Origin of the sequence: Streptomyces sp. NPDC001339 (assembly GCF_042895955.1) — a bacterium.
GTDB lineage: Bacteria > Actinomycetota > Actinomycetes > Streptomycetales > Streptomycetaceae > Streptomyces.
This window is the reverse complement of sequence record NZ_JBIAWT010000013.1, coordinates 140,268-159,931: the sequence shown is the minus strand read 5'-3', so window position 1 is coordinate 159,931 and position 19,664 is coordinate 140,268. Positions and strand designations below refer to the sequence as shown.

The window sequence follows — 19,664 nt, the reverse complement described above, 5'->3', positions numbered from 1 at the left end:
CCTGGGCGGCGCGCCTCAGAGGTAATCGAGCGCGCCCAACCCGCTGAGGCCGCCCACCAGCATGAACGCCGGCATCAGCACCTTCAGCTCCACCCAGCTACCGGCCTTGAACCGCATGGCCTTCGGCGGACCGACCGGGTACCAGCGCTTACGGCCTATCGGGATGGGCCACAGGATGGGGCAGCCGGAGACCGTGAGCGCATCGCCGATGTCATGGACCAGCGCACCGAGCACGATCGGCAGCCCCAGCCAGAGGTACTGCTGCCCGGGCCCGTCGAACAGCCAGTTCGCCCCGTTGCCCGGCTGGTCGAGAACGCCGGCCAGGATCCAGGCCGAGGCCGCGCCCAACAGCCACACCAGCACATCGCTGGAGACCCGCGCCGCCCGCCACAGCAGCCCCTCGATGGCGAGCACCATGTGCACGAAGAGGATGCCGAGCACCGCCCACCGGCCGCCCTGCATCGCGAGCAACGACATCCCGCCACCGACCAGCACGGCCCACACCCAGGTGTGGGTGAGCGTACGGTGACCACCGGAACGGTTCGAGTCGCCGCGCATCTTGGTCGCCTTGTAGACCGCGTGCGAGAGGTTGTCGACCACTTCGCACACCATCCGCGAAAGCGGACCGAAGGCCCGCGAGATGGTCGCCGACTTGTGGTCGAGATCCGGGGCGAGCGCCGCTCCGGCACAGATCAGAGCGCCGCAGACGACCACCGGCCAGGGCATGGGCTGTCCGGCGGCAGCGGTCACCGCGCCCAACCCAAGCCAGGCCGCGGCCCCGGACAGCGAGTGCGCCGGTCCCATCATGGTCGTTCCCACCCCTTGTTCTCTTGCTTCGCCGTTGTCCTGCTTCGCACTCGTGGGCCAAGCACCTGACGGCCGATCGGCAACTCAGCGTAACGCCAGATGATCTCCCGACAAGGAGCGGGTGCCCCACCCGGCTCCGCCCTCCCGGTGGTGATCTCCACCACGTCACCACCGCGTCACCGCCACGCCGGTCGCCCCCATCGACGCCGCGAACGACGCTGAGTTCATGTGCGTGTGCGGAGTGTGAAGAGATTGCGCGGAAGGCGTCGGGTGTACGCGGAGGCTTTGGGCGGCAAGGGGGTGCGGGGACGCGGCTGCCTCCCTTTGCGTCAGGGGCGCGGGGTCGTTCACGGCCGGTGGGCTGCTGAGGCGCGGCTGAGGGCCGGCACGCCCGGAGGTCATCGTTTTCGCAGGTCACCATGGGTATGGCGGCGGGGCAGGGAGCTGCGGCGGGTGGCCTTGCGGAGTGGGCGGGGGTGTAGCGCGGACGGGATGAGCGGGTGTTGATCTTCGTGGAGTGGGGTTGCGGGTCGCCGGTTCCGTGATGCGGGGGGAAGCCAGGCAGTATGGGGGCGTGACCCTCATCGATCATCTGCCGAACGACGCCGACCCCGATGCCCTCTTCGAAGCCTTTTCGGGCTGGGCCGAGCAGCAGGGGTTCTCCCTCTACCCCGCCCAGGAGGAGGCGCTGATCGAGGTGGTCTCGGGTGCGAACGTCATCCTGTCCACCCCCACCGGCTCGGGCAAGAGCATGGTGGCGGCCGGTGCGCACTTCACCGCGCTCGCCCATGACCAGGTCACCTTCTACACCGCGCCCATCAAGGCGCTGGTGTCGGAGAAGTTCTTCGATCTGTGCAAGCTTTTTGGTACCGAGAACGTCGGCATGCTCACGGGTGACGCATCGGTCAACGCCGACGCTCCGGTGATCTGCTGCACCGCCGAGGTGCTCGCCTCGATAGCGCTGCGGGACGGCAAGGACGCCGATATCGGCCAGGTCGTGATGGACGAGTTCCATTTCTACGCCGAGCCGGACCGCGGCTGGGCCTGGCAGATCCCGCTGCTGGAGCTGCCGCAGGCGCAGTTCATCCTGATGTCGGCAACGCTCGGCGACATGTCGCGCTTCGAGGAGGATCTGACGCGGCGCACGGGGCGTCCGACGTCGGTGGTCCGCTCGGCGACGCGACCGGTTCCGTTGTCGTACGAGTACCGGACCACGGCACTGACCGAGACGCTCACCGAGCTGCTGGAGACCCGGCAGTCCCCCGTCTACATCGTGCACTTCACCCAGGCCGCCGCCGTGGAGCGGGCGCAGGCCCTGATGAGCATCAACATGTGTACGCGGGCCGAGAAGGACCAGATCGCCCAGCTGATCGGGAACTTCCGGTTCACCACCAAGTTCGGGCGCAATCTCTCGCGGTACGTCCGCCATGGCATCGGCGTGCACCACGCGGGGATGCTGCCCAAGTACCGCAGGCTGGTGGAGAAGCTGGCACAGGCCGGACTGCTGAAGGTCATTTGCGGTACGGACACGCTGGGCGTCGGGGTCAACGTCCCTATTCGTACGGTGCTGTTCACTGCTCTCACCAAGTACGACGGGTCGCGGGTGCGGACACTGCGGGCGCGGGAGTTCCATCAGATCGCGGGCCGGGCGGGGCGGGCCGGCTTCGACACCGCGGGCTTTGTGGTCGCGCAGGCGCCCGAGCATGTCGTGGAGAACGAGAAGGCACTGGCGAAGGCGGGCGACGACCCGAAGAAGCGGCGGAAGGTGGTGCGGAAGAAGGCACCGGAGGGGTTCGTCAACTGGGGCGAGAACACCTTCCAGAAACTGATCGCTTCGGATCCGGAGCCGCTGACCTCGCGGTTCCGGGTGACGCACACGATGCTGCTGTCGGTGATCGCCCGGCCGGGCAATGCCTTCGAGGCGATGCGCCAGCTTCTGGAGGACAACCACGAGCCGCGGAAGAATCAGCTCCGGCACATCCGGCGGGCCCTCGCGATCTACCGGTCGCTGGTGGACGGCGGGATCGTGGAGCGGCTGGCGGAGCCGGACGCGGAGGGCCGGATCGTCCGGCTGACCGTGGATCTTCAGCAGGACTTCGCGCTGAACCAGCCGCTGTCGACCTTCGCTCTGGCGGCCTTCGACCTGCTGGACCCCGAGTCCCCGTCGTACGCGCTGGACATGGTCTCTGTCGTGGAGTCCACACTGGACGACCCGCGCCAGATCCTGGCCGCGCAGCAGAACAAGGCGCGGGGTGAGGCCGTGGCCCAGATGAAGGCCGACGGCGTCGAGTACGAAGAGCGCATGGAACGGCTCATGGACGTCGAGTACCCCAAGCCGCTGGAAGAGCTGCTCTTCCATGCCTACGGGCTGTACCGCAAGAGCCACCCGTGGGTGGGCGACCATCCGCTGTCGCCGAAGTCGGTCATCCGCGATATGTACGAACGCGCCATGACCTTCACGGAGTTCACGTCCTTCTACGAACTGGCGCGTACCGAGGGCATCGTGCTGCGCTACCTGGCGAGTGCGTACAAGGCGCTGGACCACACCGTGCCGGACGATCTGAAGTCCGAGGACTTCGAGGACATCATCGCCTGGCTGGGCGAGATGGTGCGGCAGGTCGACTCCAGTCTGCTGGACGAGTGGGAGCAGCTCGCCAACCCCGAGGAGGAGACGGCGGACCAGGCGCAGGAGCGGGCCGACCAGGTGCGGCCGGTCACGGCCAACGCCCGGGCGTTCCGGGTGCTGGTGCGCAACGCGATGTTCCGGCGGGTGGAACTGGCGGCGCTGGACAAGGCCGACGAGCTCGGGGAGATGGATGCCGAGTCCGGCTGGGACGCCGAGGCCTGGGGCGAGGCCCTGGACGCCTACTGGGACGAGTACGACGAGCTGGGCACCGGTCCGGACGCGCGCGGTCCGAAGCTGCTGCAGATCGAAGAGGACGCCGAGCACGGCCTCTGGAAGGTGCGGCAGACCTTCGCCGACCCGAACGGCGATCACGACTGGGGTATCTCGGCGGAGGTGGACCTCGCCGCCTCCGACGAGGAGGGGCGCGCGGTCGTGCGGGTCACGGATGTGGGTCAGTTGTGAGGCGACGGCTTCGCCCGAGGCCGCCGGGGAAGCGGACGGAGGACCACTGGTCATGACCAATCCTGCGGAGAGGCTGGTCGATCTGCTCGATCTCGAGCAGATCGAGGTGAACATCTTCCGGGGGCGCAGTCCCCAGGAATCGCTGCAGCGGGTCTTCGGCGGCCAGGTCGCGGGGCAGGCGTTGGTGGCCGCCGGGCGGACCACGGAGGCCGACCGCCCGGTGCACTCGCTCCACGCATACTTCCTGCGGCCCGGCCGGCCGGGTGTACCGATCGTGTACCAGGTCGAACGGGTCCGTGACGGAAGGTCTTTCACCACCCGTCGGGTCGTCGCGGTCCAAGAGGGACGAACGATCTTCAATCTGACCGCCTCCTTTCACAAGCCGGAACCCGGCTTCGAACATCAGTTGCCGATGCGCCGGGCGGTGCCCGGCCCGGAGGACCTCCCGACGGTTGCCGAGGAGGTCCGTGCACACCTCGGTGGTCTGCCCGAGGCGTTGGAGCGGATGGCGCGCCGTCAGCCCTTCGACATCCGCTATGTCGACCGGCTGCGCTGGACGCCGGAGGAGATCGGGGATGCGGAGCCGCGCAGCGCGGTATGGATGCGCGCGGTCGGACCACTGGGCGAGGATCCGCTCGTGCATACCTGCGCGTTGACCTATGCCAGCGATATGACGCTGCTGGACGCCGTCCGCATCCCGATCGAGCCGCTCTGGGGGCGGCGTGGTTTCGACATGGCCTCGCTCGACCATGCGATGTGGTTCCACCGGCCGTTCCGCGCGGACGAGTGGTTCCTCTACGACCAGGAGTCGCCGATCGCCACCGGCGGCCGGGGCCTGGCCCGCGGCCGCATCTACGACCGGGAGGGCAGACTGCTGGTCTCCGTCGTCCAGGAGGGGTTGTTCAGGGCGCTGTAGGACGTGTCCGGCCATCCCAGGAGGGACTGTTCAGGAAGCTGGACGGCTGCCCCGGGTGGGTGGCCGTCGCCGCGGCGGCCGCTGTCCGTAGCCGTGCGGGCTCTTCGCCGCGGGCCCTTTCGAGGGCCCGGGCGAGATTGACGCGGTACCAGAGGACTTCGTCGAACTCGTCCGCCGTCAGGACCCGTTCGACGGTTTCGCGCGCTGCCGCGGTGGCGGTGAGCACCCTTGCGAGGGTGGGCCTGAGCCGGCGGAGCAGGGTCCGCTCAAGGGGGTTGTCGGCCACCGAGGCCAGCTCTTCCGGGGGAAGTACGGCAGCGATCGCCGCTGCCGATTCCCACGGGTCCTCGGTCTGTCCCATGAGCTGGGCGACCCGTCGGCTGCGCCACTGCCGGGCGCGCCAGTCCTGCCCCTCGTCGAGCATCACCCGCATCGCGGTGGGGGTGCCGCCCCGCAGCAGGCCGGGTTCACGGTCGGCGAATTCGGCGACCTCGGAGGCGAGGTAGAGCCAGACCACCGCGCCGTAGCGGTTCACATAGAACCGGACGGGGCCGAAGCAGCCGGCCCGGGTCAGGCGGAGGGCCCTGCCGGGTCCGATGCCCATCAGCGCGGCGGCTTCATTCGTGCCGACTGTGCGGATGCGCTCACGGAGCGCCTCCGGGAAGCCCGGCTCGGCCTGCAGCCGGGCGATCTCCTCTGCCGGGACCCGGCGCCGGACGGGTGTCGCCGTGCCGCCCGGCCGGTCACCGGACTCAGCCGGGATGGTTCGTACTTCTCCGAGCTGGACGGCAAGCTCGAACTCGCCACTCCTCAGCTCCAGTTCGCGGGCCGCTCGCCCCGCCGTGAGCGTCTGCCGCCCGTCGCACATCACTGTCATGTCGGTTCCCCCGCAACTCGGTCGATCACTGACAGTGACGACCATAGCCGCAGTCAACGACAGTGCGTCAACCCCGGTCGCCGGCCTGTGGATAACTCTCCGGCCGGCGGGACGCGACACCCAGATGCTCCCCGACGCGATGGACCAACAACGTCATCTCGTAGGCGATCTGCCCCATGTCGGCGTCGGCACCGGCCAGTACGCACAGACAGCTGCCGCCGCCGGCCGCGGTCACGAACAACACCCCGTCGTCGAATTCGATCATGGTCTGACGCACCCGCCCGGCCCTGAAATGGAGCGCCGATCCCTTCGCGAGGCTGTGCAGTCCCGAGGCGACCGCGGCCAGATGCTCGGCGTCCTCCCGCTCCAGTCCCTCGCTCGCGCCGGTCACCAGCCCGTCGGTGGACAGCACCAGGGCGTGCCGCACTTTCCGTACCCGTTTGGTCAAGTCGTCCAGCAGCCAGTCGAGTCCGCTGCTCAATGCCATTGCCGCTTCCTCCCCGCATCCCCGTCCGCTCTCCGGGCCGGACGGCAGTCCGCGGTCCGTCCGCGGCCCGCCGTGCCAGCCTGTCCCACGTCCGCCGTCCCGGCAAGCGGCCCCGCGGCCCGGCGTGCCCCACGGCGCGGCGCCGTAGCGCGCGGAGAGGATGCAGGCATGGCACACGAAATGACCAAGGACGAGTGGCAGAGGTTCCTTTCCGAGGGCACCAGGACCGGCAAGCTGGCGACCGTGCGGGCCGACGGCAGTCCGCACATCACCCCGGTGTGCTTCCTCATGGACGGCGATGACCTGGTGTTCAACACCGGGGTGGACTCGGTCAAGGGCCGCAATCTGGTCCGCGGCAGCAGGGTGGCGCTCTGCGCCGACGAGGAGCGGTTGCCGTTCTCCTTCGTGGTCGTCCAGGGCTCGGCGGCCATCAGCGACGATCTGGCGGCGGTACGGCACTGGGCGACCCGGATCGCGGCCCGTTACCTGGGCGAGGACCGCGCGGAGGAGTTCGGCGCGCGCCACGCCGTTCCGGGCGAGGTGGTGGTCCGGGTCACGATCGACAAGGTCGTCGCCATGGCGGCGCTCGCGGACTGACGGCGCACGGTCGCGGAGCGCCCGGGGCCGACGCCTGCCCGGCCGCCGCTCAGGCCACCGGGGCCGGTATCCGTCCGGAGTGCCGGCGGCCCGCGTGCTCGACGAGCCGGACCAGTACTTCCTTGCCCGAGTCCCGGTCCCTGGCATCACAGAGCACGACCGGGGTGCCATGGTCCAGGTCCAGCGCGCGGGCCACCTCGTCCGCCCCGTAGGACCGTGACTCCGCGAAGCAGTTGACCGCCACCAGGAAGGGGATCGCCCGGCGCTCGAAGTAGTCGACCGCCGGGAAGCAGTCCTGCAGCCGCCGGGTGTCGGCGAGGACGACGGCACCCAGCGCGCCCTCCGACAGGTCGTCCCACAGGAACCAGAAGCGGTCCTGTCCCGGGGTGCCGAAGAGGTAGAGGGAGAGCCCCTGCCTGATGGTGATACGGCCGAAGTCCATGGCCACCGTGGTGGTGGCCTTGCCGTCCACTCCCCCGGTGTCGTCCACCGCCTCGCCCGCCTGGGTGAGCCCTTCCTCGGTGTGCAACGGACGGATCTCGCTGACCGCCCCCACCAGGGTTGTCTTGCCCACTCCGAAGCCGCCCGCGACCAGGATCTTCAGGGCCAACTCGGGGCCGGGGTCCGGGGCTGCGCCCTCCGGGGCCCCTTGTGCGGCGTTCATGGGCCGGTCTCCTCCAAAATGCGGGATCCGCGCGTCACGGGGTGTGCGGATGAGTGGCTCGACAAGTGGAGCCTTCGGCGGCAGAGCGCCGTCCGAAAACCATGGCGAGGACCGTACCTGCCCACAGCCGGGATTTCCCCGGATTCGCCAAACCCGTCACATCTTCCGATCAAGAGCCTCACGGCCCCTGACGTTCCTGCCGGTTGGGCCTCGTGCACACGTTCCCCGGAGAGGGGCCCGTGCGGGATCATGTATCCAGCCCGCCGCCCCTGGAGGAGCCAGATGACCGACCACCACACGGACCGGCCGCACGACATCCGGGCGTTCTTCGCACCGCGCGCCGCCGGTTGGGACGCCAAGTTCCCCGACGACGGCCCTGCCTACGCCAAGGGCGTCGCCGCACTCGGCCTCCAGCGAGGCGACCGGGTCCTGGACGCCGGCTGCGGTACCGGGCGCGCGCTGCCCGCGCTGCGTCAGGCCGTGGGGCGGCACGGCGTGACGCTGGGCGCCGACCTCACACCCGACATGCTGGAGGCCGCCGTACGGGCCGGGCGGGACACGCACGCCGCGCTGCTCCTCGCCGATGTGGCCCGGCTGCCGCTCCCGGACGCGGCGCTGGACGCGGTGTTCGCCGCCGGGCTCCTGACCCATCTGCCCGCCCCGTCGGACGGCCTCACCGAACTGGCCAGGGTGGTACGCCCCGGTGGTCGGCTGGCGCTCTTCCACCCCATCGGGCGGGCGGCCCTCGCCGCACGCAAGGGCCACCCGGTCACCCCCGACGACCTCCGAGCGGAGCCGAATCTCCGGCCCCTCCTGGCCGGCAGCGGGTGGGACCTGGTCCGGTACGAGGACGGGGACGACCGGTATCTGGCGGTGGCGTCGCGTCGGCCGTCCCGCGCTCCGGCACCTTCCACGAAGGGGTGGAAGAAGTCCGATGGGGGTGTACGTTAAGGGCTCGCGTCCGAGCAGTGGACCGCTCACGCACGCCCCCACCACGCTCTTCACTCCCCCTCACCGGAGGGGCCGTTCCGCAGGACACCAGTCCGGAGGAGCGGACCCGCACCCGACAAACCCACGCCCGCCGCAGGCGCCACGGCGAAACCGGAAGGCACGGCGGGAAAGCCGAACACGTGGGAAGGCAGCCAAGTGCAACGAACCGGCGACGACCAGCTGTTCGTCCTGACAGCGGTCCTGTTGACGCCCGCGCAGTTCCCCAGTGTGCTCGGTGACGACTACCCCGAGGTGTGCGCGGGGCTCGGTCTCGAACCGTACGCGGAGGGCTATGGGCTGGTCCTCGGCCAGGACGGCGGCGGCGCGCGCTGGACGGTGGTGACCGAGGACGTGCCGCTGGTGGCCTGTGCGATCGCGGCCTGGGACTGCGGTGTGGAGTACGAGCTCTCGCCCGGCGAGGGGAGCGTCGTCGCGGCGCTTCCGGGGTGGCCGCTGGCGCTCGCGGTGTCGGCCCCCGGCGTACCGCCGCCGCACGATCCTGAGCCGCGGGAAGGTGACCCGGCACCGCTCGCCCCTCCGGACGCCGGGGAGTGGGGGCCCGCGCAGCGCCGGCTCGGGGCGGACGAGATCGCGCTGCAGTGGGCGGCATGGCGCGAGCAGGTGGCGGACGACGAGGTCGAGTTCACAGAGCCGGGGGCCGGAGGCGAGGCGCGCGAAGCAGTGCGGCGGGTGCTGGCGGAGGCCCGTGGGTATGTGACCGATCCGCCGCCACCGGGCCGGGTGCGGTCGTCGTTCGCGGCCGGCGAGGCGCGGATGCTGCGAGCCGACGGGCCCGGCTGGAGCATGGTCGCGCGCACCGACGACATCGCGTTCGTTCTGCTCGACGAGGAGCCCGGCGAGGTGCATCCGGTGGGCCGGGGGCCCGAACTGCCCGGTCTGCTGTCGTCGCTCGATGAGCTGGCCGCCCGGCCGGTCTGAGGTCGGCCCCGCCGCCCGGGCCCCCGGCGCAGGTGGGGGCCCGGGGGTTCAGCGGCCGATCTGTTTGCGGCCGGCCCGGCGCAGCCGACGGCGCTGGGAGGGGTCGAGCGTCAGGTACGCGACGGCCGGGACCCCGACCATGACCAGTACGGCCGCCCAGAAGGGCAGCAGCCACAGCAGGATCACTCCCACCGCGACACCGCCGATCGCGACCTTTCCCTGTGTGGACATCCTTCACGCCCCTTCCGCGGCGTGTGCCGCGCTCTGTCTACTCCATTGAACGCCGTTTTCCCACCGCGGGTTCCCTCCCACGGCGTGCCGTCCTGTACCCTCGGGCGGTTCAGGCGCAAGTAGTCAAACTTGAGGAGTTCGGGACCTCGTGGCATCCCTCCCTGTGGTCACACCCGCTCGGCTCTCCGGGCCGTCCCGCTGTGCGGTGGCCTTCCGGCCGTCCGATCCGCCCCGTACCGGACGCGTCGCCTTCTGGCGTCCGGATGGCGAGCCCGTGGGGGCGTTCTCCGGGGGCGCCGGGGAGGTGACACGGCTGAACGTCGTCGTGCCGGACGAGAGCGGCGGGGTCTCGGTGTGCGAGGTCCCGGCCCTGGAGCTGTCCGTCGCCGATGCGGTCCCCCTGCTCACCCGCGCGCGAACCATGGCGGGCACCCATCCGGCGGCGGCCTTCTGGGGAGCCGCGTCCGTAGTCGCGCTCCAGCTGGCGGCACGCGGCCGACTGCTGCCCGGGGTGAGCCCCGCCGGGTTCGACGCCTGGCGGGCGGGTCCGCTCGACCCGGCGGACATCGAGCGGCTGCGGGACCTCGCCGCCGCCATGCCCCCGTACGCACACGCCGTCCCGCTCCCGGGAACGGGCCCGCTGGAGCTGGCGGACCCCGAACGGCACCTACGGGACTTCCTCGACGCGGTGGCGGACGGGCTGCCGCGCTCCCCCGCCGCCGCGCTGGCCACCGGCGGACCGGCGTTCGCGGCGCACGTCTCGCAGCACATCCCCGCGCAGCGCGCCTGGGCGGCGGACGTCGCCGCGGGCCATGACGCCGGTGTGCGGATCTCCCTGCGGGTAGAGGTGCAGGGGATGGCGGAGACCGACGAACTCGCGGGCCCCGGTGGCGAGTCCGCGGCCGCGTTCCACGCGGTCCTCCAGCTGCACAGCCTCACCGACCCCACGCTGGTCGCGGACGCCGCGGAGGTCTGGGCGGGGACCTCCCCGGCCGGGCAGGCGTTCGGGCCGCAGGCGCGGATGGACGCCCTGCTCACCCTGCGCCGGGCCGCCGCTGCCTGGGCACCGCTGACCCCGCTGCTGTCCGCGGCGGTGCCCGATGCCCTGGAGCTCGCCGACGAGGAGATCGCCGAACTGCTCGGCCCGGCCTCCCGTGCACTGGCCGCCGCCGGGATACGGGTCCACTGGCCGAAGGATCTCGCGCGCACGCTCACCGCCCGGGCGGTGGTGGGGCCGGCGGATGACGGGGATCCCGACGGGCCGGAGTCCGGGCTGCCCTCCCTGTTGTCCGCCGATGCCCTGCTGTCGTTCAGCTGGCGGTTCGCCGTGGACGGCCAGGAGGTCGACAAGGCGGAGCTGGACCGGATCGCCGAGGCGGGGCGGCCGTTGGTGCGGCTGCACGACCAGTGGGTGCTGATCGACCCGGAGGCGGTACGGGCCGCCCGGGACCGCCGGGACCGCGAGGTCACACCGCTCGACGCGCTGGGCGCGGCGCTGACCGGGAGCGTCGAGGACGGGGACGGCCGCCGGGTGGCGGTGCAGGCCTCCGGCCGGCTGGCCCGGCTGCGCGACCGGCTCGCCGATCCGGAGAGTGCCGCGCCCGTCCGGCAGCCGGCGGCGCTCACCGCGACGCTCCGCGACTACCAGCTGCGCGGCCTCGGCTGGCTGCACCGGATGACCTCACTGGGCCTGGGCGCCTGTCTCGCCGACGACATGGGACTCGGCAAGACGATCACGCTGATCGCACTGCATCTGCACCGGCAGGGCGATCCCGGCTCCGCCGGCCCCACGCTCGTCGTCTGCCCCACCTCCCTGATGGGCAACTGGCAGCGGGAGATCGAGAAGTTCGCACCGGGTACGCCGGTGCGCCGCTTCCACGCCGGGCGGCGCGACCTGGCCGGCCTGGCGGACGGCGAGTTCGTGCTCACCACGTACGGAACGATGCGGCTGGACGCCGGGAAGCTGGCGGAGGTGGGCTGGGGGCTGGTGGTCGCGGATGAGGCGCAGCACGTCAAGAACCCGTTCTCGGCGACCGCCAAGGCGCTGCGGACCGTCCCCTCGAAGGCGCGGGTGGCGCTGACCGGAACGCCGGTGGAGAACAACCTGTCGGAGCTGTGGGCGATCCTGGACTGGACGACGCCCGGACTGCTGGGACCGCTGGGCCGGTTCCGCAGCCGCTGGGCGCAGGCCGTCGAGGGCGGACCGGCGGCGTCCCCCGAGGCGGCCGCGGCGGCCGAGCGGCTGGCCCGTCTGGTCCGGCCGTTCCTGCTGCGCCGCCGCAAGTCCGATCCGGGGATCGCACCGGAGCTGCCGCCCAAGACGGAGACCGACCGCGCGGTGACACTGACGAAGGAGCAGGCGGGGCTGTACGAGGCGGTGGTGCGCGAAGGGCTCGACGAGATCGCCGGTACGGACGGATTCGCCCGCCGTGGACTGGTGGTCAAGCTGCTCACCTCGCTCAAGCAGATCTGCAACCACCCCGCGCAGTACCTCAAGGAGGCCGACCCGCGGGTGCCCGGGCGCTCGGGGAAGGTCGAACTCCTCGACGAGCTCCTGGACACCCTCCTCGCCGAGGGCGCGAGCGTGCTGGTCTTCACCCAGTACGTGCAGATGGCGCGGCTGCTGGAGGCCCACCTCGCGGCACGCGGGGTGCCCACCCAGCTCCTGCACGGCGGGACGCCCGTGGCCCGGCGGGAGGAGATGGTGCGGTGCTTCCAGGACGGCGAAGTGCCCGTCTTCCTGCTGTCGTTGAAGGCGGCCGGTACGGGTCTGAACCTCACCCGGGCGTCCCATGTCGTGCACTTCGACCGCTGGTGGAACCCGGCCGTCGAGGCGCAGGCCACCGACCGCGCGTACCGCATCGGGCAGACCCAGCCGGTGCAGGTGCACCGGATCGTCACGGAGGGCACGATCGAGGACCGGATCGCCGAACTCCTCCGCCGTAAGCAGCAGTTGGCGGACGCGGTGCTGGGCGGTTCCGGCGAGGCCGCGCTGACCGAACTCACCGACGCCGAACTGGCGGACCTGGTCGCACTGCGAGGGAGCGAGCGATGACCGGACACTTCGACGACGAGTACACGTACACCTCTCCGGCCGAGCGGACGTTCACCGCGCTGCCGCCGGCCCGGGGGCGCGCCTTCGCGGGGACCTGGTGGGGTCAGGCATGGCTGAAGGCGCTGGAGGACTCCGCGCTCGACGGGGCGCAGGTGAAGCTGGGCCGACGGCACGCGCGGGCCGGTGCGGTCGGCGCGGTGACGGTGCGCCCCGGCCGGATCACCGCCATCGTCCAGGACCGGGACCACACCCGGCACCGGTCCGATGTGCTGCTGCACCAGCTGGGGACGGCGGAATGGGACCGCTTCCTGGACCTGGTCGCGGACCGGGCCGGGCATATCGCGGCGCTCCTGGACCGCGAGGTGCCGCCGGCGCTGGCCGAGGACGCGTCCGCCGCCGGGATCGACCTGCTGCCGGGCATCGGCGACCTGGAGTCCGAGTGCGGTTGCGGGGCGTGGGACCACTGCGCCCATTCGGCGGCGCTCTGCTATCAGGTGGCGCGGCTGCTGGACCAGGACCCGTTCGTCCTGCTGCTGTTGCGCGGACGGGGGGAACGGGAGCTGCTCGACGAGCTCCAGGCGCGCAGCACGGCACGAGCGGAGGCGGCCGCCGGCGCGGGGGACACGGCAGGCGCGGGGGCCGGGCGGGCCGGTGCGGGTGTGCCGGCCGCCGAGGCGTACGCGGCGCGCGACGTTCTGCCGCCGCTGCCCGCGCCGCCCCCGCCGGTCACCGCACCGGGCACCGCGCCGGCGCTCGGCGGCGGCACCCCGCCCGCGCCCGGACTGGACGTGCCCGCGCTGGAGTTCCTGATCGGTGACGCGGCGGCACGCGCCCAGCGGCTGCTGGCGGACGCGCTCTCCCCGGGGCATCTGGATGTCCCCGTGCCCGCGCCGCTGACGGTTGCCCAGGACGCGGTACGGCTGGCGGCCGCAGGTCCCGAGGCGCGGATCGCGGCACGCCTGGCAGCGGGTTCGGACCGCGGCTCCCGGGGGCTGGCGACGGCCGTACGGGCCTGGGAGCAGGGCGGCGCGGCCGGCCTTGCCGTACTGGACGAGGAGTGGATGCCGGACGCGGTGACGCTGGCCCGTGCCACGGCCCGACTGGCGGCCGTCTGGGGCGCGGAGGAGTCCCGGCCGCCGCTGCGCGAGCAGGGCAATCGGTGGACGCTGTACGGCGGTTCGGCGCAGCTGCGCTACGGGCGGGACGGGCGGTGGTGGCCCTACCGCGAGGAGCGCGGACAGTGGGTTCCGGCGGGCCCGGCCGACGAGGATCCGGCCGGCGCGCTGGCCGTGCTGCTGGACGAGAGCTGACGCATGGGGCGCCCCTCCCCGAGGGGCGCCCCTCGTCTGCCGGCAGCGAGGGCGCGAACGAAGCGACGAATGTCACGTCTGCCGCCCTATCGGCAGCCGATGACAGATGTGGTCTGGACCAATGGCAGGATGTACCTGTTGTCCCAACTGACCGAGAGGCCCGTTCTGCATATGGCGTTCGCGTTCCTGCTCCGCCGCCGCGACCGCGCGCTCCGCGGCACCCAGCGCCCCGTACCCCGCGGTGCCGGAGCCGTGGACCTGACCGTCCACGACCCCGTCGGCCTGCCGATGACCGGCGCCGAGATCGCCGTACGCGACCGGGAGGGGCAGGAGGTGATGCGCGGCCAGTCCGACCCCCACGGCATGTTCGGCGCCACCTTGATGCCCGGTGAGTACCAGCTCGTCATCACCTCCGACGGCTTTCAGCCGCAGCGTGTGAGGTGCCAGGTCATCGAGGGGGAGCGGACCCCGCTGCGGCCGGTCGCGCTGGATCTCGCGCCCGCGCCGCCGACGCCCGCGGCCGGGCACTGGCGGATCGATCCGGACCACACCTCCATCCGCTTCAGCGCCCGGCACATCGGGATGGCCGAGATCCACGGCCGGTTCAACCGCTTCGAGGGCGCCCTGTGGATCGGCGAGCGGATGGCGGACTCGCGGGTCGAGGTGAGCATCGACGCCGCCAGCATCGACTCGGGCGTGAAGATGCGCGACGAGCACCTCCGCTCCAAGGACTTCCTGAACGTCGCCGCCTACCCCGCCATCCAGTTCGTCAGCGAACGCTTCGTGCACAAGGGCGGCAGCCGCTGGTCGGTGCAGGGCGTGCTGCATCTGCACGGCGTCAGCCGCTCCGTCCAGTTGGACACCCGTTACATGGGCCTCGGCACCGGCATGTTCGGCGAGACCCGCACGGCGTGCACGGCCACGACCGAGCTGCACCGCCAGGACTTCACACTGGACTACCACAAGCTGCTGAGCCGGGGCATCGCTGCCATCGGCGCTACGATGCGGATCGAAATGGACATCCAGGCGGTACCGGCCGGGGAGTCCGCCGCCCGGTAGCGACCGGGCCCGGCGACGGCCGTCCGGGACGAGAGGTTCGCGCATGACCGGCACTATGTCCTCCCCCGCCCGGCCCTCACTCGCCGACGCCCTCGCCGCGGGCCCGGTCGTCCTCGACGGCGGGCTGTCCAACCAACTGGAGGCCGCCGGGCACGACCTGGGCGATGCCCTGTGGTCGGCCCGGCTGCTGGCCGAGGAACCGGAGGCCGTCGCACAGGCGCATCTGGCGTACTACGAGGCGGGGGCGCAGGTCGCGATCACCGCCAGCTATCAGGCGACGTTCGAGGGCTTCGCGCGGCGCGGTATCGGCGAGGCGGAGGCCGCGGCGCTGCTCGGCCGGAGCGTGGAGCTGGCGCGCGAGGCGGCCCGGCGGGCGTCGGCGGGCCGGGCCGCCGGCCCGTTGTACGTCGCCGCGTCGGCGGGGCCGTACGGGGCGATGCTGGCGGACGGCTCCGAGTACCGCGGCCGGTACGGCCTGTCGGTGGCGGAGCTGGAACGGTTCCACCGGCCGCGTCTGGAAGTGCTGGCCGCGGCGCGCCCGGACGTACTGGCGCTGGAGACGGTGCCGGACGCCGATGAGGCGCGGGCTCTGCTGCGGGCGGTGCGCGGCCTCGGCGTGCCGGCGTATCTGTCGTACAGCATCGCGGGAGACCGTACCCGGGCCGGGCAGCCGCTGGCGGAGGCGTTCGCGTTGGCTGCGGAGGCGGACGAGGTCATCGCGGTGGGGGCGAACTGCTGCGCACCGGAGGATGCGGACCGGGCGGTGCGCCTGGCGGCAGAGGTCACCGGCAAACCGGTGGTGGTCTACCCGAACAGCGGGGAGCGCTGGGACCCGAAGGCCCGGGCGTGGTGTGGCAGCCCGGCGTTCAGCGCGGACCGGGTCGCGGGCTGGGCCGCGGACGGCGCCCGGCTCATCGGCGGCTGCTGCCGGGTGGGTCCGGAGACCATCGCGGAACTCGCGGCCGTCCTCGGACGCTGACGGGGTCCCAGGGACGGGACCGGAGGCGGGCTCGGTTCGGCGTCGTCACCCGGGGCCGGAGCGGGGCCGGTGCGGGGCCTGTACTTGGGCCGACGCTCGGAGCCGTACGCAGGTCTGAGGCGTTACACAGACGCAACCGACAGGTCGGAGTCAACACCCCTGGCCGGTGGCAGGATGCAGCCAACTCGCAGTACGCACGGCTTGGTTGATCTTGATGTACGGCTTCGGTTGATCGTCGTCCTGTCCTGGAGGACCAGTGTCCGCTCGCTCCGCGTTGCCCGTCATAGCCGTCGCCGCGGCTCTCACCGTCCTGGCGGGGTGCAGCGCCACCACATCCGCCGGGTCCGCCGGGTCCGCCGGGAAGCAAGGTTCCGGTGGTCTGGAACTGGTCTCCGCCGGAACACTCACAACCTGCACCCACCTTCCGTATGCGCCGTTCCAGGTGAAGAAGGGCGGCAAGGTCGTCGGATTCGACGTGGACCTCATCGACCTGGTCGCCAAGGATCTGGGCGTCCGGCAGGAGATCGTCAATACCCCGTTCGAGGGCATCGAGACCGGCCAGGACTTCACCATCCGCAAATGCGATCTGGCCGCCGCGGGCATGACCATCACGCCCGCCCGCGACAAGGTGATGGATTTCTCCGACCCGTACTTCGACGCGACCCAGGCGCTGCTGACGAAACCGGGCAGGAATTACCGGAAGGTCGAGGACCTCAAGGGCAGGAAGCTCGGATATCAGAAGGCCACCACCGGCGGTGTCTACGCCAAGAAGCACGGCCAGGGCGTCGAGCTGGTGGAGTTCGAGGATCTGGGGCTGCTGCTGACCGCTGTGAAGTCCGGCCAGGTCGAGGCCGGAATCAATGACAACGGCGTCCTGTTCGACTATGTGAAGGAGAACCCGGATACCACGGTGACGGCGGAGTTCGACACCGGTGAACGGTATGGCTTCGCCGTCCGTACGGGCAATGAAGCACTGCGTAAAAAGATCAATGAGGTCATCAAGAAGGCCAGGTCGGAGGGGAGTTACGATCGGCTCCACAAGAAATGGTTCGGCACCACTGCGCAGCGCTGAGGCCGGTACCCATGCCGCTCTCCAGACGACAGCGCGCGCGGGTGTTCCGCGGCGTGCAGTACGGCGTTCTGGTCGTCGCCGTGGTGACGTTGGCGCTGGTCGCCGACTGGCACCGGCTGCTGACCGCGTTCTTCGACATCGAGGTCGCCAAGGCTCTCTTCCCCGACGTCATCACCACGGCCCTGGTCAATACCGTCCGCTATACCCTGCTCGGCTTCGGGTTCGGCCTGGCGCTGGGGCTGGTGCTGGCCCTGATGCGGCTGTCGTCGGTGCCGCCGTACCGCTGGATCGCCATCACCTATATCGAGTTCTTCCGCGGAGTTCCCGCACTGCTGGTTTTCATCGCGCTGGGCTTCGGCGTTCCGCTGGCATTCGAAGTCGCGCTCGACATGGATGTCACGGTGATGCTCTCACTCGGCCTGGTGGGCGCGGCGTATATGGCGGAGACGATTCGCGCCGGAATCCAGGCGGTGCCCAAGGGGCAGCTGGAAGCGGCACGTTCCCTGGGGATGTCGCACGGTCGCGCCATGGTTTCGGTCGTCATTCCGCAGGCCTTCCGTATCGTGCTGCCACCGCTGACCAATGAACTGATCCTGCTGACCAAGGATTCCTCGCTGGTGTATCTGCTGGGTCTGGCGCTCCACCAGTTCGAGCTGGCCAACTTCGGCCGGGACGCGCTCAATGAGCACAAGAGCCTGACGCCGATTCTCATCGCCGGGCTGCTCTACCTCGTGATCACCCTCCCGCTGGGCCAGCTGGTCCGGCGGCTGGAAGCACGTACCGCGAAGGCCAGGTGACCGGTATGGCGACGGACAAGGCAGACACGGCAGCCGCCGGGGACGCACCGGCCATCGAGGTACGGGGCCTGCGCAAGGCCTTCGGTGAACTGGAGGTACTGCGCGGGATCGACTTCTCGGTGGCGCGCGGTGAGGTGGTGTGCGTCATAGGACCCTCGGGTTCCGGTAAGTCCACGCTGCTGCGCTGTGTGAATCTGCTGGAGGAGCCGAGCGCGGGCCGGGTCACGGTGGCCGGCACCGAGGTCACCGACCCCGATGTCGACATCGACCGGGTCCGGCGGCGGATCGGGATGGTCTTCCAGGCCTTCAACCTCTTTCCGCATCTGACCGCGCTGCAGAACCTCACGCTCGCTCAGCGACGGGTACTGCGCCGCGACCACACCGAGGCGGCACGGATCGCCCGAGCCAACCTGGCGCGGGTCGGGCTGAACGACAAGGCGTCGGCCTATCCGGCGCAGCTGTCCGGCGGGCAGCAGCAGCGGGTGGCGATCGCCCGTGCGCTGTCCATGGACCCCGAGCTGATGCTGTTCGACGAGCCGACCTCGGCCCTCGACCCCGAACTGGTCGGTGACGTCCTGGCGGTGATGCGCGGGCTGGCACGGGACGGGATGACAATGCTGGTCGTCACCCATGAGATGAGCTTCGCGCGGGAGGTGGCCGACCGTGTGGTGTTCATGGACGGTGGGGTGATCGTCGAGGAGGGCACCCCGGAGCAGGTGGTGGGCGCCCCTCGGCACGAGCGGACCAGGACCTTTCTGGCCCGGGTGCTGGATCCGGCGGGGGCCGGAGTGAGCGGGGCGGACGGGGCCGACGGGGCCGACGACGGTGAGCCGGTGGGCCGGCCGCCGGGCGACGGGCGGCCCTGACGCGTTCGGTGATCAGAGTCGCCCGCGGACGGCGGAGCAGCCGTCTGCGGACAGCGGAGCACCGGCGACCGTGCCGGCCGTCCGGCTCAGGACAGCGGCTTGGTGAGCTTCTTGGTGCCGGTCCGGTCGGCCATCAGGCTGCAGCTGACGAACCTGGTGCCGAACTGGTAGCTGTCGACCGTGGGGAACTGGTAGTAGCTGCCCTCGGCGGTCCCCGCGGGCTGCCGTGCCGCCTTGCGCTGCAGATCGCCGAGGCACAGCGACGCCGCCTTGCGCTGGATCTCGGACTGGGTCGTCAGACCGGACTCCAGCTGGTGGGTGGTGACGACCTCGGCGTCGTGCGGGCCGTCGCAGGACATCGCCGTGTTCTTACCGCTGCCGTCGACCGGGCGGTCGAAACAGTCGCCCGCCCGCAGCCGGTAGAAGGGGATCGTGCTGCTGGAGGGCGTCGGCCCACTGGTCTCGTCGTCGCGGCCGGCGGACGGCCCAGGGGACGACGGGTAGGCGGAGGGCGTGGCGGACGTGCTCGCCGTGGCGCTCGAACTGGACGACGGCTGGGCGCGGTTGGTGCTGTCGTCGCCGCTGTTGACCATCACGATGACGGTGATGACGGCGGCGAGGACGACCGCGCCGCCGCCGATGATCGCCGCGATGACCTTGCCGTTGCCGCCTCCGCCGGGCGGGCCGGGCGGAGGCGCCTGCCAGCCGCCGGGGCCGGCTGGTCCGCCCGGTCCCGGCGGACCGTAGCCGCCCGCCGGCGGGCCGAAACCTCCGGTCGCCTGGCCGCCGCCCGGGGGCGGACCGTATCCACCGACCGGCGGGCCGAAACCACCCGAAGCGTTGTGGGGCGGCTGGTTCGGCTGATTCGGCTGGTGGGACGGCGGAGGCGGAGGAAAGCTCATGGCGCAAATGATCGCTTCTTCGCGGAGG

18 protein-coding genes are annotated in these 19,664 nt (G+C 71.4%); 12 read left to right on the top strand and 6 right to left on the bottom strand.

Going from position 1 to position 19,664, the window contains the following annotated elements:
• Positions 1-15: 15 nt before the first annotated feature.
• The gene (locus tag ACFY12_RS31005; RefSeq protein ID WP_390719256.1) at positions 16-807 is read right to left on the bottom strand and encodes a metal-dependent hydrolase; all 792 of its coding nucleotides are present in this window, start codon (positions 805-807) and stop codon (positions 16-18) included.
• Between the two features lie 574 nt (positions 808-1,381).
• Between ACFY12_RS31005 and ACFY12_RS31000 the strand changes: the two genes are divergently transcribed.
• Positions 1,382-3,895 carry a DEAD/DEAH box helicase gene (locus tag ACFY12_RS31000; protein WP_390719255.1) on the top strand — a complete coding sequence of 838 codons (2,514 nt, stop codon included), beginning with the start codon at positions 1,382-1,384 and terminating at the stop codon, positions 3,893-3,895.
• Between the two features lie 52 nt (positions 3,896-3,947).
• Positions 3,948-4,811: an acyl-CoA thioesterase gene (locus ACFY12_RS30995; RefSeq protein ID WP_390719254.1), complete on the top strand. Its 864-nt coding sequence runs from the start codon at positions 3,948-3,950 to the stop codon at positions 4,809-4,811.
• On the opposite strand, the gene ACFY12_RS30990 is transcribed toward ACFY12_RS30995, so the two are convergent.
• Positions 4,798-5,688, bottom strand: a complete 891-nt coding sequence (locus ACFY12_RS30990) for a DUF6397 family protein (RefSeq protein WP_390719253.1) — start codon at positions 5,686-5,688, stop codon at positions 4,798-4,800. The genes ACFY12_RS30995 and ACFY12_RS30990 overlap by 14 nt on opposite strands.
• 67 nt (positions 5,689-5,755) lie before the next feature.
• Positions 5,756-6,175: a roadblock/LC7 domain-containing protein gene (locus ACFY12_RS30985; RefSeq protein WP_390719252.1), complete on the bottom strand. Its 420-nt coding sequence runs from the start codon at positions 6,173-6,175 to the stop codon at positions 5,756-5,758.
• Between the two features lie 168 nt (positions 6,176-6,343).
• On the opposite strand from ACFY12_RS30985, the gene ACFY12_RS30980 reads away from it, so the two are divergent.
• Entirely contained in the window at positions 6,344-6,772 is a 429-nt protein-coding gene (locus ACFY12_RS30980; RefSeq protein WP_390719251.1) for a PPOX class F420-dependent oxidoreductase, read from the top strand.
• A 49-nt stretch (positions 6,773-6,821) separates the two neighbouring features.
• On the opposite strand, the gene ACFY12_RS30975 is transcribed toward ACFY12_RS30980, so the two are convergent.
• Entirely contained in the window at positions 6,822-7,436 is a 615-nt protein-coding gene (locus ACFY12_RS30975; protein WP_390719250.1) for an ATP/GTP-binding protein, read from the bottom strand.
• A gap of 282 nt (positions 7,437-7,718) precedes the next feature.
• Here ACFY12_RS30975 and ACFY12_RS30970 point away from each other — a divergent pair, with 282 nt between their 5' ends.
• Entirely contained in the window at positions 7,719-8,387 is a 669-nt protein-coding gene (locus tag ACFY12_RS30970; protein WP_390719249.1) for a class I SAM-dependent methyltransferase, read from the top strand.
• A 195-nt stretch (positions 8,388-8,582) separates the two neighbouring features.
• Positions 8,583-9,365 carry a hypothetical protein gene (locus tag ACFY12_RS30965; RefSeq protein WP_390719248.1) on the top strand — a complete coding sequence of 261 codons (783 nt, stop codon included), beginning with the start codon at positions 8,583-8,585 and terminating at the stop codon, positions 9,363-9,365.
• Between the two features lie 48 nt (positions 9,366-9,413).
• On the opposite strand, the gene ACFY12_RS30960 is transcribed toward ACFY12_RS30965, so the two are convergent.
• Complete coding sequence (locus tag ACFY12_RS30960; protein WP_390719247.1) at positions 9,414-9,596, bottom strand: hypothetical protein; 183 nt, start codon at positions 9,594-9,596, stop codon at positions 9,414-9,416.
• A 148-nt stretch (positions 9,597-9,744) separates the two neighbouring features.
• Between ACFY12_RS30960 and ACFY12_RS30955 the strand changes: the two genes are divergently transcribed.
• The 7 genes from ACFY12_RS30955 to ACFY12_RS30925 all read left to right on the top strand — a co-directional run bounded on the left by ACFY12_RS30955 (position 9,745) and on the right by ACFY12_RS30925 (position 18,734).
• Complete coding sequence (locus ACFY12_RS30955; RefSeq protein ID WP_390719246.1) at positions 9,745-12,651, top strand: DEAD/DEAH box helicase; 2,907 nt, start codon at positions 9,745-9,747, stop codon at positions 12,649-12,651.
• Positions 12,648-13,961 carry an SWF or SNF family helicase gene (locus ACFY12_RS30950; protein WP_390719245.1) on the top strand — a complete coding sequence of 438 codons (1,314 nt, stop codon included), beginning with the start codon at positions 12,648-12,650 and terminating at the stop codon, positions 13,959-13,961. The genes ACFY12_RS30955 and ACFY12_RS30950 overlap by 4 nt, the downstream gene beginning before the upstream one ends.
• Before the next feature lie 171 nt (positions 13,962-14,132).
• Positions 14,133-15,020 carry a YceI family protein gene (locus ACFY12_RS30945; RefSeq protein WP_390719287.1) on the top strand — a complete coding sequence of 296 codons (888 nt, stop codon included), beginning with the start codon at positions 14,133-14,135 and terminating at the stop codon, positions 15,018-15,020.
• 43 nt (positions 15,021-15,063) lie between these two features.
• On the top strand, positions 15,064-15,999 hold the full coding sequence (mmuM, locus tag ACFY12_RS30940) for a homocysteine S-methyltransferase (RefSeq protein ID WP_390719244.1): 936 nt from the start codon (positions 15,064-15,066) through the stop codon (positions 15,997-15,999).
• Positions 16,000-16,255: 256 nt separating this feature from the next.
• A complete protein-coding gene (locus ACFY12_RS30935) occupies positions 16,256-17,071 on the top strand; it encodes an ABC transporter substrate-binding protein (protein ID WP_390719243.1) in 816 nt (271 codons plus the stop codon).
• Between the two features lie 11 nt (positions 17,072-17,082).
• Positions 17,083-17,868 carry an amino acid ABC transporter permease gene (locus ACFY12_RS30930; protein WP_390719242.1) on the top strand — a complete coding sequence of 262 codons (786 nt, stop codon included), beginning with the start codon at positions 17,083-17,085 and terminating at the stop codon, positions 17,866-17,868.
• 5 nt (positions 17,869-17,873) lie between these two features.
• Positions 17,874-18,734, top strand: a complete 861-nt coding sequence (locus tag ACFY12_RS30925) for an amino acid ABC transporter ATP-binding protein (RefSeq protein ID WP_390719241.1) — start codon at positions 17,874-17,876, stop codon at positions 18,732-18,734.
• An 86-nt stretch (positions 18,735-18,820) separates the two neighbouring features.
• Here ACFY12_RS30925 and ACFY12_RS30920 read toward each other — a convergent pair whose 3' ends face one another.
• Positions 18,821-19,636 carry a hypothetical protein gene (locus tag ACFY12_RS30920; protein WP_390719240.1) on the bottom strand — a complete coding sequence of 272 codons (816 nt, stop codon included), beginning with the start codon at positions 19,634-19,636 and terminating at the stop codon, positions 18,821-18,823.
• Positions 19,637-19,664: the final 28 nt, after the last annotated feature.

What these genes read in the sequence shown, in the direction of transcription:
- ACFY12_RS31005 (WP_390719256.1), bottom strand. Translation starts at nt 807, where the DNA reads ATGATGGGACCGGCGCACTCGCTGTCCGGGGCCGCGGCCTGGCTTGGG.
- ACFY12_RS30995 (WP_390719254.1), top strand. Translation starts at nt 3,948, where the DNA reads ATGACCAATCCTGCGGAGAGGCTGGTCGATCTGCTCGATCTCGAGCAG.
- ACFY12_RS30990 (WP_390719253.1), bottom strand. Translation starts at nt 5,688, where the DNA reads ATGACAGTGATGTGCGACGGGCGGCAGACGCTCACGGCGGGGCGAGCG.
- ACFY12_RS30985 (WP_390719252.1), bottom strand. Translation starts at nt 6,175, where the DNA reads ATGGCATTGAGCAGCGGACTCGACTGGCTGCTGGACGACTTGACCAAA.
- ACFY12_RS30980 (WP_390719251.1), top strand. Translation starts at nt 6,344, where the DNA reads ATGGCACACGAAATGACCAAGGACGAGTGGCAGAGGTTCCTTTCCGAG.
- ACFY12_RS30975 (WP_390719250.1), bottom strand. Translation starts at nt 7,436, where the DNA reads ATGAACGCCGCACAAGGGGCCCCGGAGGGCGCAGCCCCGGACCCCGGC.
- ACFY12_RS30970 (WP_390719249.1), top strand. Translation starts at nt 7,719, where the DNA reads ATGACCGACCACCACACGGACCGGCCGCACGACATCCGGGCGTTCTTC.
- ACFY12_RS30960 (WP_390719247.1), bottom strand. Translation starts at nt 9,596, where the DNA reads ATGTCCACACAGGGAAAGGTCGCGATCGGCGGTGTCGCGGTGGGAGTG.
- ACFY12_RS30950 (WP_390719245.1), top strand. Translation starts at nt 12,648, where the DNA reads ATGACCGGACACTTCGACGACGAGTACACGTACACCTCTCCGGCCGAG.
- ACFY12_RS30945 (WP_390719287.1), top strand. Translation starts at nt 14,133, where the DNA reads ATGGCGTTCGCGTTCCTGCTCCGCCGCCGCGACCGCGCGCTCCGCGGC.
- mmuM (WP_390719244.1), top strand. Translation starts at nt 15,064, where the DNA reads ATGACCGGCACTATGTCCTCCCCCGCCCGGCCCTCACTCGCCGACGCC.
- ACFY12_RS30930 (WP_390719242.1), top strand. Translation starts at nt 17,083, where the DNA reads ATGCCGCTCTCCAGACGACAGCGCGCGCGGGTGTTCCGCGGCGTGCAG.
- ACFY12_RS30925 (WP_390719241.1), top strand. Translation starts at nt 17,874, where the DNA reads ATGGCGACGGACAAGGCAGACACGGCAGCCGCCGGGGACGCACCGGCC.
- ACFY12_RS30920 (WP_390719240.1), bottom strand. Translation starts at nt 19,636, where the DNA reads ATGAGCTTTCCTCCGCCTCCGCCGTCCCACCAGCCGAATCAGCCGAAC.